We start from the raw sequence: 14,815 nt of genomic DNA, 5'->3' as shown, positions 1-14,815 counted from the left end.
CAATTAAACAGAGAGTAACTATATGAATCGCAATTTGGTAATGTTTGGAACTGCAATAATCTTTCTTTCAGGTTGTAGTTCATCTTTTAAACATAATGAATTCCAATCACCTGAAGTAAAATTAGATCAAAATAAGGGCGTTCTAATCTCAACACCAGAAAATGGTTGGTATGATGAAACTGAATATAGAAATTCTGGTCGAATGACTGCAAATGCAGTTAGAAGTGCCTTTTCTAAAAACACTTCTAAAGTAACTATTACAACTGACTGTAAAGGTAAGGACTGTTTAGAATCTATTGATACGAATGTATATGGATACTTTGTTCAACCTATTATTTTGCATTGGGAAGATAGGGCTACAGAATGGTCTGGAAAATCGGATAAAATCGAAATTCAAATTATTACTTACGATTCACAGACCCAAAAAGAGATTGGAAATACAACGTACACAGGTAAAAGTAAGTGGTTAACATTCGGTGGAGATCATCCTCAGGATCTCCTTGAAGAACCAACCCATAAATACGTTGAAAGCTTGTATAAATAATTGCTAACAAGGCATTTAAACTCATTTCGGTCAAAAAATGAGTTAACAATACTCTCGACACAAGTCTCACACAATAAAAAAGCGACCAAATGGTCGCCTTTTTGCTATTAATTCAGTTGAGGGTTAAATACAACTTAACCTAACTTAACGCGTGCGTTACGGAACATACGCATCCATGGGCTGTCTTCTGCCCACTCGTCTGGGTGCCATGAGTTAGCAACGGTTCTGAATACACGCTCTGGATGCGGCATCATGATGGTTACTCGACCGTCTGTTGTCGTTAGTGCAGTAATAGCATTTGGTGAACCATTCGGGTTTTGTGGGTATTGCGTTGCGATTTGACCGTTACCGTCAACATAACGCAGTGCCACTGTACCTGATGCTTCAGCTGCTGCTAGTGCTTCAACAGATTTAAATTCAGCGCGACCTTCACCGTGTGATACTGCGATTGGCATGCGTGAACCTTCCATTCCTTCGAAGAAGATTGATGGACTCTTTTGCACTTCAACCAAACTCGCACGGGCTTCAAAACGCTCTGAACGGTTACGGACAAAGTGTGGCCAATGCTCACTGCCCGGAATGATTTCTTTCAGGTTAGATAACATCTGACAACCATTACAAACACCCAGCGCTAATGTTGCATCACGCTCAAAGAACTGAGAGAACTCACTGCGAGCACGCTCGTTAAATAAGATTGATTTAGCCCAGCCTTCACCCGCACCTAATACGTCACCGTATGAGAAGCCACCACAAGCCACTAGGCCTTGGAACTCTTCAAGACTAATGCGACCCGATAAGATGTCTGACATATGAACATCGCGGCTTTCAAAACCTGCGCGGTCAAATGCGGCTGCCATTTCAACGTGAGAGTTAACGCCTTGCTCACGAATAATCGCCATCTTAGGTGCTGCGCCTTTTAAGATATAAGGTGCTGCTACATCTTCACTTGGATTAAAGCCTAATTTAACTGTTAGACCTGGGTCTTTAGCTTGTTGTTTAAGCTCAAATTCTTCTTTGGCACATTCTGGGTTATCACGCATGGCTTGCATACGGTAAGTGGTTTCTGACCACATAGTGCGAAGCGATACACGCGAATCACTGAATACTGCACGTTCACCGTCAACCACTGTGATGTTATCGTCAGTCGTTAATGTCGCAACGCTATGGCAATCAACGCCAGCGGCGGCAAATTGCGCTTTAATCGCTGCGCTATCTGCTTTAGCCACTTGGATAACCGCACCTAGTTCTTCGTTAAATAAACGTTCAAGGTCGTTACCTTTAAGCGCTGCTAAATCGATATTTAGGCCAGTGTTACCAGCAAATGCCATTTCCACTAATGTGGTGAATAAGCCACCGTCACTGCGGTCATGGTAAGCCATCACTTTTTGCTCAGCGACTAATGGCTGAATAACTTCGAAGAATCCACGTAAGCTTGCAGCATCATCCAAATCTGGTGCAACATCACCCAGTTGGCTGAAAACTTGTGCTAAACAAGAACCGCCTAAACGGTTTTGACCTTTGGCTAAATCAACCAATAACAGCTCAGTTTCGCCTTTGTTTGTGCGAAGCTCTGGTGTAACAGTATGACGAATGTCTTTTACCACACCAAAAGCAGTAATAACTAACGACATTGGCGATGTAACTGTTTTGTCTTGACCTGCATCATTCCACGCAGTCTTCATCGACATTGAATCTTTACCCACAGGGATAGTTAACTCAAGCTCTGGACAAAGTTCTTCACCGACCGCTTTTACTGCTTCATAAAGACCCGCATCTTCACCTGGGTGACCTGCTGCTGACATCCAGTTAGCTGACAATTTAATGTCTTTGAATGAGCCAATATCAGTACCAGCAATGTTTAAGATTGATTCTGCTACAGCCATACGTGCTGATGCGCCGAAATCAAGTAGTGCAAGCGGTGTACGCTCACCAATCGACATTGCTTCACCAGCGTAGCTGTCAAAGCTTGACGCAGTAACAGCACAATCGGCAACTGGAACCTGCCAAGGGCCAACCATTTGGTCACGGTTAACTAAACCTGTCACTGAACGGTCGCCAATGGTGATAAGGAATGATTTATCTGCAACCGTTGGTAAATGTAGGATACGAGAAACCGCATCTTTAATATCAATTGAACCTTGCTCAAGCGCTGGTGAAGTCGCTTTTGCTGATACCACATCACGGCTCATTTTAGGCGCTTTGCCTAATAGCACTTCAAGCGGTAAATCAATTGGCTTGTTATCAAAATGGCTGTCTTCAAGCGTTAAATGTTGCTCTTCAGTCGCATCACCCACTACAGAAAATGGAGCACGTTCACGCTCACAAATCTGTCTGAAGGTTTCTAAGTTTTCAGGCGCAACAGATAACACATAACGCTCTTGAGATTCGTTACACCAAATCTCAAGTGGGCTCATGCCTGGCTCGTCTGAAGGCACGTTACGTAAATTAAACAATGCGCCACGATCAGCGTCATTCACAAGCTCAGGGAAGGCATTTGATAATCCGCCAGCGCCCACATCGTGAATAAATTGAATTGGGTTGTCATCACCCATTTGCCAGCAGCGGTCGATCACTTCCTGACAACGGCGTTCCATTTCTGGGTTTTCACGTTGCACCGAAGCAAAGTCTAAATCTTCACTAGATTGGCCTGATGCCATTGATGAAGCTGCACCACCACCTAAACCAATGTTCATTGCAGGGCCACCTAAAACAATAAGCTTAGCGCCTACGGTGATTTCGCCTTTTTGAACATGATCTTCACGAATATTACCTAAACCACCAGCAAGCATAATTGGCTTGTGGTACCCACGGACTTCAACACCGTTGTGGCTTGATACTTCTTGCTCGTAAGTACGGAAGTAACCCACAAGAGCTGGACGACCAAATTCGTTGTTAAAAGCAGCGCCACCTAATGGGCCTTCGGTCATAATTTCTAACGGAGTAACAATACGGCTAGGTTTGCCGTAATCGCCTTCCCAAGGTTGTACAAAACCAGGGATTTTAAGGTTTGATACGCTAAAGCCAGTTAAGCCCGCTTTAGGTTTTGAGCCTCGGCCTGTAGCGCCTTCATCACGGATTTCACCACCTGAACCTGTTGCAGCACCTGGGTATGGGCTGATGGCTGTTGGGTGGTTATGGGTTTCAACCTTCATCAAAATATGCATTGGCTCAGTGTGATAGTTATACACACCGTCTTGATCTGGGAAGAAGCGCCCTGCCACACTGCCATTCATCACGGCTGCGTTATCTTTGTATGCTGATAACACGTTATCAGGTGTCACCTCAAAGGTGTTTTTAATCATTTTAAATAATGATTTTGGCTGAACTTCACCGTCAATAGTCCAGTCAGCATTGAAGATTTTATGACGACAATGCTCTGAGTTTGCTTGAGCAAACATCATTAATTCAATGTCGTTAGGGTTACGGTTTAAACGTACGAAGTTATCGACTAAGTAATCAATTTCATCTTCTGCTAGGGCTAAACCTAGTTCTACGTTGGCAACTTCTAATGCACGGCGACCTTCAGCAAGAATATTAATACTCTTAAACGGTAGCGGCTCTGTGCGTTCAAATAACACTGATGCTGCGGCAAACTCAGGTAAAATCACTTCAACCATACGATCATGGATTAAGCCTTTTACTTGCTCAAGTTGTTCGGTAGTTAATGAGGTACCGGCAACGTAATAAGCTACACCGCGTTCTAAGCGTTTTACTTTGCTTAAGCCACAGTTTTTAGCGATATCGGTTGCTTTAGATGACCAAGGAGAAATGGTGCCAGGACGAGGGGTAACAAAAAATAACGAACCTTCTGGCGCATGAGATTCGATAGCAGGCCCGTAAGTTAAAATCGTTTCAAGCTGCTGATACTCTTTATCATCAAGCTTGTCACTTAAATCGGCTAAATGGATATACTCAGCGTAAATTTGCTCAACAGGAAGGGCTGCGCTTTCGCAGGCCTCCATAAGCTTTTGAACTCTAAAAGCTGAAAGTGCTGGGGCTCCGCGAATGATCTCAATCACGTCAATTCACCTTATTGATTATATTGGTAGGGTAAGAATTGGCGCTATTATAGGGAATCAGACTATATAAATCACCTAAGAAGGCTTGCTAGAACAGTGTTTCCCGTTAACGAAAACAATCAAAAATAAACTGCTGAATATCGTGTTATTATTTCAGCAACAAATTATGATAATTTTATTTTTTTAAATTCGAATTTACTAATAAATTCAACCGTATATTTTAACAGTTACCACCAGCAGACTAGGTGAAATACAAAACTACTGCTACAGTATATTTATATCGTAAAGGTTAACGCTGTTATGTTAATTCAGGTTATGGACAATCTGATTAGCAAACCAGCATCGATATAAGCATAAAACTAGCCGCAATATCAGTGCAAGCAACACGTAATCTTGCCTAGCGATACGCAGCCATAACAAGACTATTTATCATTAACGGATTTAACAAAGAGGGATATGAGTAAACTCTTAACGATAGTCTCTATCATTTCAATCAACTTTTTACTCAGTGGATGTCATCGTGCTGACATTACTATCACTGAATATGTTGAACAGATCCCGCAGCGTACCGTGTTAAAGGTAGGGACGCTTTACGGCTCACAAACTTACCTTAATTCAGACCAAGGTGAGAGTGGCTTTGATTATGAAATGGCCGCTAAGTTTGCTGAATATCTCAATGTTCCTCTTGAAATGGTGCCCTACCACAATCGTCAGCAGCTATTTGAAGCATTACGCCAAAATGACATTGATATTGTGGCCGCAGCGATCACAACGACTAACAATCGACGTGAGCAGTTTCTTCTCGGTCCCACATTATATGAAGTCAACCAAGTCTTAATATACAAGTCAGGGAACCTTAAACCACGAGACTTTAATGATCTACAAGGTGACATTAGCGTTATCTCGGAGTCTGCCGCGGTCGATACCTTAATTAAGTTAAAGCAATCCAACCCGAACTTGTCTTGGAAACAAATTGTTGATGGCGACAATGAAGAGCTATTTTCAATGGTCGCCTCAGGCGAAGTGCTTTATACCATTGCAGATTCCAACAGCTTACTGATCAACCAACGCTACTTACCTGAATTACGTGCAGGTATTGTCCTTGATGAGAAAACCCAAGTGGTGTGGTTACTGCCACCAGTTAACAGTGATTATTTACTGAGCTCATTACTGTCTTTTTGGCACATTCAAAAACGTAATGGCACCCTAGAGCACCTTAACGAAAAATACTTTGGCCACGTAAAGCGTTTTGACTATGTGGATACTCGTGCTTTTATTCGTGCTATCGACAATGTGTTACCAGAGTATCAAGCGCTATTTGAAAAGCATGCTGGCGATTTAGATTGGCGTAAACTTGCTGCAACCGGTTATCAAGAGTCTCATTGGAACCCGCATGCCCGCTCTCCTACGGGTGTCCGTGGCATGATGATGTTAACCCAACCAACGGCAAGCTCTGTTGGTGTCGATAATCGACTTGATGCTGAACAAAGCATTCAAGGCGGCGCGATATACTTACAAAAAATGATCGATCGTTTGCCTGAATCTATTCCTGATAGCCAGCGAATTTGGTTTGCACTTGCATCATATAATATTGGCTTAGGTCATGTTGAAGATGCACGTAAAATCACTCAAGGTATGGGGAAAGATCCCAGCGCATGGCGTGATGTAAAACAAGTTTTACCGTTATTGCAGCAGCGTAAGTATTACAAAAATACTCGTTATGGTTACGCAAGAGGCAACGAAGCTGCCCATTATGTTGATAATATCCGTCGTTATTACGACACCTTAGTTTGGGTTGATAATCAAAATAAAGAACAAGCGATGCTCGCAGAGTCAAAAGCCAAAGAGGCAAGCGAGCAAGAATCGACTACCGAAGAGCAGCAAGATGATAAGCCTAACGAGCTCCTTAAATCATCGGCGCAATAAGCTCATGCACGCGTTAAGAAGTGTCATTTAATAAAGCATTCATAATTACTTGGTATTAATAGTGTCAGGGCATGATACTGACGTTTGAGTGCCCTACTGAATGAGACGCCTGACTCGCCATTAACGTTAAGCGACAGGGCTTTACTGATGCTATTAAAAGGAAGATTCAGGGGTTTATAAGACATTCGTTCTAATGTCTTCACTTATACCTTATGTTCTAATAGCTTATGTTTTAACATCTTAGGTTTTATTACCTGAGATTTTAACTAATAGATTTTAAATAACAGATTTCAACAAGTTAACAGGTGAAATATGAAAAGAAATAATAACGCTCGCCGCCGTAATATCATTAAGCTAAAGCAGCGCAAAATGCTTAACCGTCAAAAACTATTCTTCGCCTTTTTGCAGCAACAAGTCTGATTGCGCTTTTAATTGTTTTTTTAACGCTTTTTTCTCTTCCCGACGTCGCTTAAAAAACTGACTTAATTGGCTCGCGCACTCATCAGCTAATACGCCTGAATCCACGCTAAGTTGATGATTAAAGTGCGAGTCTTGTAGTAGGTTTATCACACTCCCCGCCGCTCCCGTTTTTAAATCTTTAGCACCAAAGACCACTCGTTCAATTCGGCTGTGGACCATCGCCCCTGCGCACATTGGGCATGGTTCTAAGGTAACGTACAACGTGGCGCCTAACATACGGTAGTTTTCAAGCACTTTGCCTGCCGCTCTTATGCACTGCATTTCAGCATGGGCACTTGGATCATGCTCAGTAATACTTAAATTAAATCCTGATGCTATAAGCACATCGTCTTTGACCAAGACAGCCCCAACAGGCACCTCACCTAATTCTTCAGCTTTAGTCGCCAGTGCTAAAGCCACTCGCATCCACTTTTCATCTTGAGCTGCACGTACCGCTAACTCTTCAGCAGTTAACGGCTTAGCCTGACTCCTTTGCTGCTTTTGGCTGATATGGATTTTGTTTTCTAACGTCATGAGTGTCTCTTAGGCTTTGCTATGTTTAACTTGTTGCATATAGCTTAATCATTAAATCTTATCGTGTTTGGCAATACATCAAACTTCATTAGATTATACGGCAAACAGCAATAAATTTATCCCAATAAAAAAGGCGCCTAAGCGCCTTTTTTAATTAATGGAAACTTATTCCCATTCGATTGTCGCAGGTGGCTTACCCGAGATATCGTAAACCACACGTGAAATACCATCGATTTCATTAATGATGCGGTTCGATACACGACCTAAGAAGTCGTATGGTAAGTGTGCCCAATGCGCCGTCATAAAGTCGATAGTTTCAACTGCACGTAGTGAAACAACCCAGTCATATTTACGGCCATCACCCATAACACCTACAGAGCGTACTGGTAAGAATACAGTAAAGGCTTGGCTGACCTTATGGTAAAGATCTGCTTTATGCAGTTCTTCAATAAAGATAGCATCAGCTAAACGCAGTAAGTCACAGTACTCTTTTTTCACTTCGCCAAGTACACGCACACCTAAACCCGGTCCAGGGAAAGGATGACGGTAAAGCATGTCGTATGGCAGACCTAGCTCTAAACCAATCTTACGGACTTCATCTTTAAATAATTCACGTAAAGGTTCTACTAAACCCAGCTCCATATCATCTGGTAGTCCGCCTACATTGTGATGAGACTTAATCACGTGGGCTTTACCGGTGGCGCTGCCTGCTGATTCAATAACGTCAGGGTAAATTGTGCCTTGCGCTAACCATTTAGCATTGACACATTTCTTTGATTCTTCATCGAAGATATCAACAAATACATGACCAATAATTTTACGTTTAGCTTCTGGATCAGCTTCACCAGCCATCGCGTCTAAGAATCGATTTTCAGCGTCAACATGGACAATGTTCAGTCCGAAGTGGTCACCAAACATTTCCATCACTTGATTAGCTTCGTTTAAACGTAGTAAGCCGTTATCCACGAACACACACGTTAATTTGTCACCAATGGCGCGGTGTAGCAGCATAGCGACTACTGATGAATCAACACCGCCAGATAAGCCTAAGATAACTTCATCATCACCGATTTGTTTTTTCAAACGTTCAATTGCATCTTCGATAATTGAAGAAGGTTTCCAGTTGGCATCACAACCACAAATGTCTAATGCAAAGTGCTCAAGCATGCGCTTGCCTTGACGAGTATGGGTAACTTCTGGGTGAAATTGAACGCCGTAAAAACGCTTGTCTTCATTCGCCATTGCAGCATATGGACAGGTTTCTGTTTTAGCGACAGTAACAAAACCTTCTGGGATTTCAGAAACTTTATCGCCGTGACTCATCCATACATCAAGCAAAGGTTTGCCTTCAGCGCTAATCGCATCTTCAATGCTTTTAAATAACGCCGATTCAGTTTGAATTTCAACTTGTGCGTAGCCAAACTCACCTTCACCTACACCTTGAATCACTTTACCGCCAAGCTGCTCAGACATGGTTTGCATGCCATAACAAATGCCTAAGACAGGCACGCCGGCATTAAATACATATTCAGAAGCACGTGGTGAGTTTTCTGCGGTCACACTTTCTGGACCACCTGCTAAGATGATGCCGTTTGGAGCAAATTCTTTAATTTGCTCCTCAGATACATCCCAAGCCCAAAGCTCACAATAAACACCGATTTCACGAATACGGCGGGCGATTAACTGCGTGTATTGCGATCCAAAATCTAGGATCAGGATTTTATGCTCATGAATGTTGCTCATGGGATACCTTATATCTGGGTTTACTTTTAAAAACAGTATTCTTCGTAGGTGTACTTCAACCCTGTCTCATTGTGTATTGTTAGTCATCACTGACGAGAAAAGGTTGAAAAAAAGCGGCATAACAATATGCCGCTTTATGGTTTAAGAACCGCTACGATAATTCGGCGCTTCTTTACTGATCGTAACGTCATGAACATGAGACTCGCCCATACCCGCTGAGGTAATTTTTACGAATTCAGCTTTTTCATTTAATTCTTTAATGGTGGCGCAACCCGTCAGACCCATACAAGAACGTAAACCGCCCATGTGTTGGTGAATGATTTCTTTTAACTTACCTTTATAAGCAACGCGACCTTCAATACCTTCTGGTACTAATTTGTCAGCAGCGTTATCGCTTTGGAAGTAACGGTCTGAAGAACCTTGAGTTTGCGTCATTGCGCCTAAAGACCCCATACCACGGTATGACTTATAAGCACGGCCGTTATAAAGTTCAGTTTCACCTGGTGCTTCTTCAGTACCAGCAAACATAGAACCTGCCATGATGCATGATGCACCAGCAGCTAAGGCTTTAGCTAAGTCACCCGAGAAACGAATACCGCCATCAGCAATAACTGGGATATCTAAATGCTTAACCGCTGCAGCAGCGTCAGATACCGCTGTAATTTGTGGCACACCCACACCAGTAACGATACGAGTGGTACAAATAGAACCAGGGCCAATACCCACTTTAACGGCATCAACACCAGCGTCTACTAAGGCTAAAGCGCCTTCAGCAGTTGCGACGTTACCACCTACGATTTGTAAATCAGGGAATGAGGCGCGAGTATCACGAATACGTTGCAGCACACCTTCAGAGTGACCATGAGATGAATCAATCAGCAATACGTCAACACCCGCTTTAACGAGCGCCGCAATACGCTCTTCGTTGCCAGCACCTGCGCCAACAGCTGCACCAACACGTAAACGACCTAATTCGTCTTTACATGCATTAGGCTTACGCTCTGCTTTTTGGAAATCTTTAACTGTGATTAAGCCTTTTAGCTTAAAGTTATCGTCAACCACTAATACTTTTTCAACGCGGTGTGAATGCATTAGTGTTTGCACTTCATCTAACTTAGTCCCTTCAAGCACAGTCACTAGACGATCTTTCGGCGTCATAACTTGCTCTACAGTACGGCTCCAGTCAGTAATGAAGCGAACGTCACGGCCAGTAATAATACCCACAAGCTCATTAGCATCGTTAATCACTGGATAACCAGCAAAGCCATTGCGTTCAGTTAATTCTTTTAACTCAGCAAGTGTGGTGCTTGGCGTGACGGTGACAGGTTGTTGAACGATACCCGCTTCGTAAATTTTAACTTTACGAACTTCTTCAGCTTGTTGTTCAATCGTCATATTTTTATGAATAAAACCTAAACCACCTTCTTGCGCCATAGCGATCGCTAAGCGAGCTTCAGTGACCGTATCCATTGCAGCAGAAACGATTGGGGTGTTTAATTCAATTTTTTTAGTCAGACGAGTTTTTAGAACAGCGGTATTTGGGAGAACGGTTGAGTGAGCAGGCACAAGTAGTACATCATCAAATGTTAGTGCGTCATTTCTTAATCTTAACATGCAACATCTCCCAGAAAGTGTAGGGTTTGGAAAGGGTAAATATTGCGGCGGGATTATACCTTGCATATTTAGGTTGGTAAATGGAAAATAGTTAAAAAATACTCTTAGTCGGTTGAATTTGATGAAAAGCCCGAAAAATAATGTTTACACGGTTTCCCGTTTAAACGGCGAAGTCCGCCAGCTGCTTGAAGGTGAGCTAGGTAAGGTGTGGCTTGAGGCCGAAATCTCGAACTTTGTTTCCCCAAATTCAGGTCATTGGTATATGACATTAAAAGACAGTCGCTCACAAATTCGCTGTGCGATGTTTAAAGGTCGTAATCAAACCGTGCCATTTAAACCTGTTAATGGCCAACAAGTATTAGTTAAAGGTTCTATCAGTGTTTATGAACCTCGTGGCGACTATCAATTACTTTTAGAGTCAATGCTGCCAGCTGGAGATGGATTACTTGCACAGCAATATGAAGCGCTTAAGCTTAAATTAGCTGCCGAAGGCTTATTTGCAACAGAAACCAAGCGACCATTACCGCAAAATATTCAACGAATTGGTGTTATTACCTCTGCCACTGGTGCTGCGGTTAGAGATGTGGTTAAAGTGCTTTCTACTCGCGACCCGTCAATTGAAGTGGTGGTTTACCCAACCCAAGTACAAGGCGCGACGGCAGCGAAACAAATCATTAATGCAATCTCCACGGCCAATAGACGTTTAGAGGTCGACATTTTATTGCTTACCCGCGGCGGTGGCTCTTTAGAAGATTTATGGTGCTTTAACGATGAAGACTTAGCCCATGCTATTTATAATAGCGCCCTGCCCGTTGTCAGTGCGGTAGGTCATGAAATTGATACCACTATCAGTGATTATGTCGCAGATGTAAGAGCTCCGACGCCTTCTGCTGGCGCAGAGTTATTATCAGATGATAAAGGTAATAAGACCCAAAAGCTTAATTTGACCTTTTCACGGTTACGACAATCAATGCGTCATTACTTATTACATCAAAGCACGCAACTCAGTGAGTTAAGCCACCAGCTACAACGTGAAGATCCTAAAAGGCAGCTACAACAACTTGAGCAACGCTTTGATGAAATGCAGTTAAAGCTTGAATCAGCCCTGCGTCATAAGCTTGCTAATGCAACGCTAGCTCAGCAACAACTTAAAAGCCGATTGCAACAGCGCTCACCCGCTCATAAGCTAACCTTAGAGCAAAACAAAGTGGGTTATCTCACCAACCGTTTAAAAGAAGCAATGAAAGCAAGGCTAGTAAATGCCAATCAGCAAGTGAGTTACAGTGCCCATCAACTAGAAACCGTTAGCCCATTAGCGACATTAAGCCGTGGTTACAGTATTACCCGTGATGGTGAAGGGAAGATTTTAAATAATGCCCAACAGGTAAAAGCGGGCGAAACGCTAACGACCAAGCTGCATCAAGGTGAAATTAAATCAGTGGTGGTGTAATTGGCCCCAAACGGCCAATGATAGAAATCACTGATAACAAAATCCCGCATTAAGCGGGATTTTGTTATTTGGTTTATGACTTTCCATCGTTGCAAGTTTAATCAGTATTGTTATTTAATCGCTTTGTTGCTAACACTGTTCGCTGTACACCTAACAACAAGAGTATGAGTAACGAAGTCCACGCCATACTGCCGCCACTGACATGCACCTCAGTTTCAATCACTTCAACGTATTCTTCCTCATAAACCGTATCTCTATCACTACTTTCTAATGGTAATGCATATAATCCATCAGACTCTTCACTACTTAATGTCGCCACAATGTCCTCGTACCCGAGTTCATATAAATCAATCAACACATCGTAATAATCAGTTTTATAACCTTGAGCTAATGTCGTTAATACTTCGTAATCGTCATCGGTAGCATCGCCATAGATAGTAAACACATCGGTAGAATAATAATGCTCCCAAGGGCCTCCATTACGACTTAAATAAAGTTCGGCATAAACATTAGCCGCCTCTCCTTGAGTAAAACCATAAACATCGGCATCAAAGGTCACGCTAAACGTTTGGTAAAAACCATCTTCATCTAAATCATCAAATAAACGACTATAAGCGGCATAAATGTCAAAATCTCGATAACCGACGATAGCCTGCTGATTTACCTGAGTCTTTTGTATTTTACTTAGCCCTGTGCCATTCGATAAGCTTTGTGCTGTAGGCAAACCTCGTTGCACTTTTGCAGACATGACGCCACTTGCCCGAAGCGTTATGACCTCGCTGCGGCTCAGTTTCTCTGCATGATTTTTTCCTGCGGACTCACCAGCTTGTCGCTGTTGCTTCTCTTTTAACACAAGTTCATTCAGGCTACTTTTTTGTTGTTCAGTCAATACGCCATGTTGAGCCTTAAGCGGATACCCCTGCTCAATACTTGAGAGTTGACGCCCCTCACTGACAATTATGCTTTGCTGTGAAGTACTTGCCATTGCTGACATCGAAGCAACGCCCATCACTAGCATCAAAAAACGACTTATTGAGCTTATAGCGAACAATCTAATACGTCTTAAACATGGGTATTGTCTATTCATGTGTGTTCCCTCTTAATTGATATCACAGCCATCAATGGGTGATTGAATCACCGTGATTCCGTATCGTTAATGAGGGTTATTTAAGAACACTGAAAATGAATGCAAGCTGAACAGTGGAAGTAGAATATTGACAACAAGTTCTAGTTAACCATCAGAAATTGGTGATTAAATACAATTAAACGACCATTCATCTTACATTCATATTCGCCGCGCAATACTTCATTTTCACAAAGGGAATGCAACTTCACACATAGCAGATGTTTCTATATTGAAAGGGATCTTTTACACTGATGACTGATTTCAAAGATAAATATTGAATTGGATTTGGCAATGAGCAAAGTAACAATGAAATTAAGCATACCTGTGTTAACGCTAATGTTGAGCTTTCTCAATATTGGATTAACCCAAGCTGCGCCTATTTCAGCTGTTTCTTCTATCGCATGGGGACAATCAACTCATCATGCTTCTCATCAAACACCAAACCAAAATAAACGAAATCAACCGAAGAAATTAGCAATCAACAGTTCACAGCAAGCGGCACAAGTTGCTAAAAGGCAGTACGCTGCCAAAGTGCTTTCTGTTCAGTCAACATCAGTGAATGGTTCTCCTAGCTATCGAGTCAAACTGCTTTCTAATAAAGGCATGGTGTTTTACGCCACCGTGAATGCACGTACCGGTTCAGTTTCGAGGAATTAACCATGAGAATATTGTTAGTTGAAGATGATTTAGGCTTGCAAAGAAACCTAACCGAGCATTTACAAGCCGCAAATTACAGTGTCGATATATCATCGGATGGTGAAGATGGTTTGTTTCAAGCAACAGAATATCCCTACGATGCTGCTATTATTGATGTGGGTTTACCTAAGATTGATGGATTGAGTTTGATTACTCAGTTACGCAATCAACAAATTGATTACCCTATTTTGATCCTCACCGCCCGAGATGGTTGGCAAGATAAGGTCCTAGGGTTAGATTCTGGCGCCGATGATTATCTCACCAAGCCGTTTCAGCCAGAAGAGCTGGTTGCTCGCCTGAATGCGCTTATTCGCCGCTCAGTCGGTCAGGCAAGTCCTATTGTTTCTAATGGTCCATTTAATTTAAATACACGCACGCTTGAACTAACCCATAATCAAGAGTCAATTATTCTCAGTAGCTCTGAATTTAAATTATTCGAATATTTCATGTTGCATCAAGGTGAAGTGATTTCTAAACCAACTTTGATAGAGCATATTTATGATCAAGATTTTGATTTAGACTCAAATGTCATTGAAGTTTTTATTCGCCGTTTACGAAAAAAGCTCGACCCCAACAGTGAATATAAATTGATTGAAACCTTGCGTGGGCAAGGCTATCGCTTACGCGCGTTAAGTTGATCTTATGCACACTAAGATGACGAAGTTTATCGCAAATCAATTATCTAAGTTGACTCATTTAGTGCA

At 42.3% G+C, this 14,815-nt stretch carries 10 protein-coding genes; 5 read left to right on the top strand and 5 right to left on the bottom strand.

Annotation, left to right across the window (positions count from 1 at the left end; genetic code table 11):
• Positions 1-22: 22 nt before the first annotated feature.
• Positions 23-544 carry a DUF4823 domain-containing protein gene (locus J8L86_RS09225; RefSeq protein WP_119968512.1) on the top strand — a complete coding sequence of 174 codons (522 nt, stop codon included), beginning with the start codon at positions 23-25 and terminating at the stop codon, positions 542-544.
• A 134-nt stretch (positions 545-678) separates the two neighbouring features.
• Here the strand turns inward: J8L86_RS09225 and purL are convergent, their stop codons facing one another.
• Positions 679-4,560, bottom strand: coding sequence for a phosphoribosylformylglycinamidine synthase (gene purL, locus J8L86_RS09220; protein WP_211029985.1), 3,882 nt, complete (start codon positions 4,558-4,560; stop codon positions 679-681).
• Positions 4,561-5,019: 459 nt separating this feature from the next.
• Here purL and mltF point away from each other — a divergent pair, with 459 nt between their 5' ends.
• On the top strand, positions 5,020-6,489 hold the full coding sequence (mltF, locus tag J8L86_RS09215) for a membrane-bound lytic murein transglycosylase MltF (protein ID WP_211029965.1): 1,470 nt from the start codon (positions 5,020-5,022) through the stop codon (positions 6,487-6,489).
• A 387-nt stretch (positions 6,490-6,876) separates the two neighbouring features.
• On the opposite strand, the gene tadA is transcribed toward mltF, so the two are convergent.
• The 3 genes from tadA to guaB all read right to left on the bottom strand — a co-directional run bounded on the left by tadA (position 6,877) and on the right by guaB (position 10,839).
• Positions 6,877-7,482 carry a tRNA adenosine(34) deaminase TadA gene (gene tadA, locus J8L86_RS09210; protein WP_082972219.1) on the bottom strand — a complete coding sequence of 202 codons (606 nt, stop codon included), beginning with the start codon at positions 7,480-7,482 and terminating at the stop codon, positions 6,877-6,879.
• Between the two features lie 165 nt (positions 7,483-7,647).
• Positions 7,648-9,225 (bottom strand): glutamine-hydrolyzing GMP synthase, encoded by a 1,578-nt coding sequence (gene guaA / locus J8L86_RS09205; RefSeq protein ID WP_055025666.1) that lies wholly within the window; start codon positions 9,223-9,225, stop codon positions 7,648-7,650.
• A gap of 141 nt (positions 9,226-9,366) precedes the next feature.
• Positions 9,367-10,839, bottom strand: a complete 1,473-nt coding sequence (gene guaB / locus J8L86_RS09200; protein ID WP_055025667.1) for an IMP dehydrogenase — start codon at positions 10,837-10,839, stop codon at positions 9,367-9,369.
• A 121-nt stretch (positions 10,840-10,960) separates the two neighbouring features.
• On the opposite strand from guaB, the gene xseA reads away from it, so the two are divergent.
• Positions 10,961-12,289, top strand: a complete 1,329-nt coding sequence (gene xseA / locus J8L86_RS09195) for an exodeoxyribonuclease VII large subunit (protein ID WP_211029963.1) — start codon at positions 10,961-10,963, stop codon at positions 12,287-12,289.
• A 97-nt stretch (positions 12,290-12,386) separates the two neighbouring features.
• Here the strand turns inward: xseA and J8L86_RS09190 are convergent, their stop codons facing one another.
• Positions 12,387-13,376 carry a choice-of-anchor H family protein gene (locus tag J8L86_RS09190; protein ID WP_247663286.1) on the bottom strand — a complete coding sequence of 330 codons (990 nt, stop codon included), beginning with the start codon at positions 13,374-13,376 and terminating at the stop codon, positions 12,387-12,389.
• A gap of 330 nt (positions 13,377-13,706) precedes the next feature.
• On the opposite strand from J8L86_RS09190, the gene J8L86_RS09185 reads away from it, so the two are divergent.
• Together J8L86_RS09185 and J8L86_RS09180 are read left to right on the top strand one after the other, a co-directional pair.
• Positions 13,707-14,072: a PepSY domain-containing protein gene (locus J8L86_RS09185; RefSeq protein WP_247663285.1), complete on the top strand. Its 366-nt coding sequence runs from the start codon at positions 13,707-13,709 to the stop codon at positions 14,070-14,072.
• A 2-nt stretch (positions 14,073-14,074) separates the two neighbouring features.
• Positions 14,075-14,749 (top strand): response regulator transcription factor, encoded by a 675-nt coding sequence (locus tag J8L86_RS09180; RefSeq protein WP_055025670.1) that lies wholly within the window; start codon positions 14,075-14,077, stop codon positions 14,747-14,749.
• The last annotated feature ends 66 nt before the right edge of the window (positions 14,750-14,815 follow it).

Source organism: Shewanella sp. MMG014 (genome assembly GCF_018100775.1).
Lineage (GTDB): Bacteria > Pseudomonadota > Gammaproteobacteria > Enterobacterales > Shewanellaceae > Shewanella > Shewanella japonica.
Note: the sequence above shows the minus strand (reverse complement) of the source record. Positions and strands in the feature narration are given on the sequence as shown.

Bases quoted from the DNA above. Each gene is read 5' to 3' on its own strand.
- guaA (WP_055025666.1), bottom strand. From the start codon at position 9,225: ATGAGCAACATTCATGAGCATAAAATCCTGATCCTAGATTTTGGATCG.
- xseA (WP_211029963.1), top strand. From the start codon at position 10,961: ATGAAAAGCCCGAAAAATAATGTTTACACGGTTTCCCGTTTAAACGGC.
- tadA (WP_082972219.1), bottom strand. From the start codon at position 7,482: ATGACGTTAGAAAACAAAATCCATATCAGCCAAAAGCAGCAAAGGAGT.
- mltF (WP_211029965.1), top strand. From the start codon at position 5,020: ATGAGTAAACTCTTAACGATAGTCTCTATCATTTCAATCAACTTTTTA.
- J8L86_RS09180 (WP_055025670.1), top strand. From the start codon at position 14,075: ATGAGAATATTGTTAGTTGAAGATGATTTAGGCTTGCAAAGAAACCTA.
- J8L86_RS09225 (WP_119968512.1), top strand. From the start codon at position 23: ATGAATCGCAATTTGGTAATGTTTGGAACTGCAATAATCTTTCTTTCA.
- J8L86_RS09190 (WP_247663286.1), bottom strand. From the start codon at position 13,376: ATGAATAGACAATACCCATGTTTAAGACGTATTAGATTGTTCGCTATA.
- guaB (WP_055025667.1), bottom strand. From the start codon at position 10,839: ATGTTAAGATTAAGAAATGACGCACTAACATTTGATGATGTACTACTT.
- J8L86_RS09185 (WP_247663285.1), top strand. From the start codon at position 13,707: ATGAGCAAAGTAACAATGAAATTAAGCATACCTGTGTTAACGCTAATG.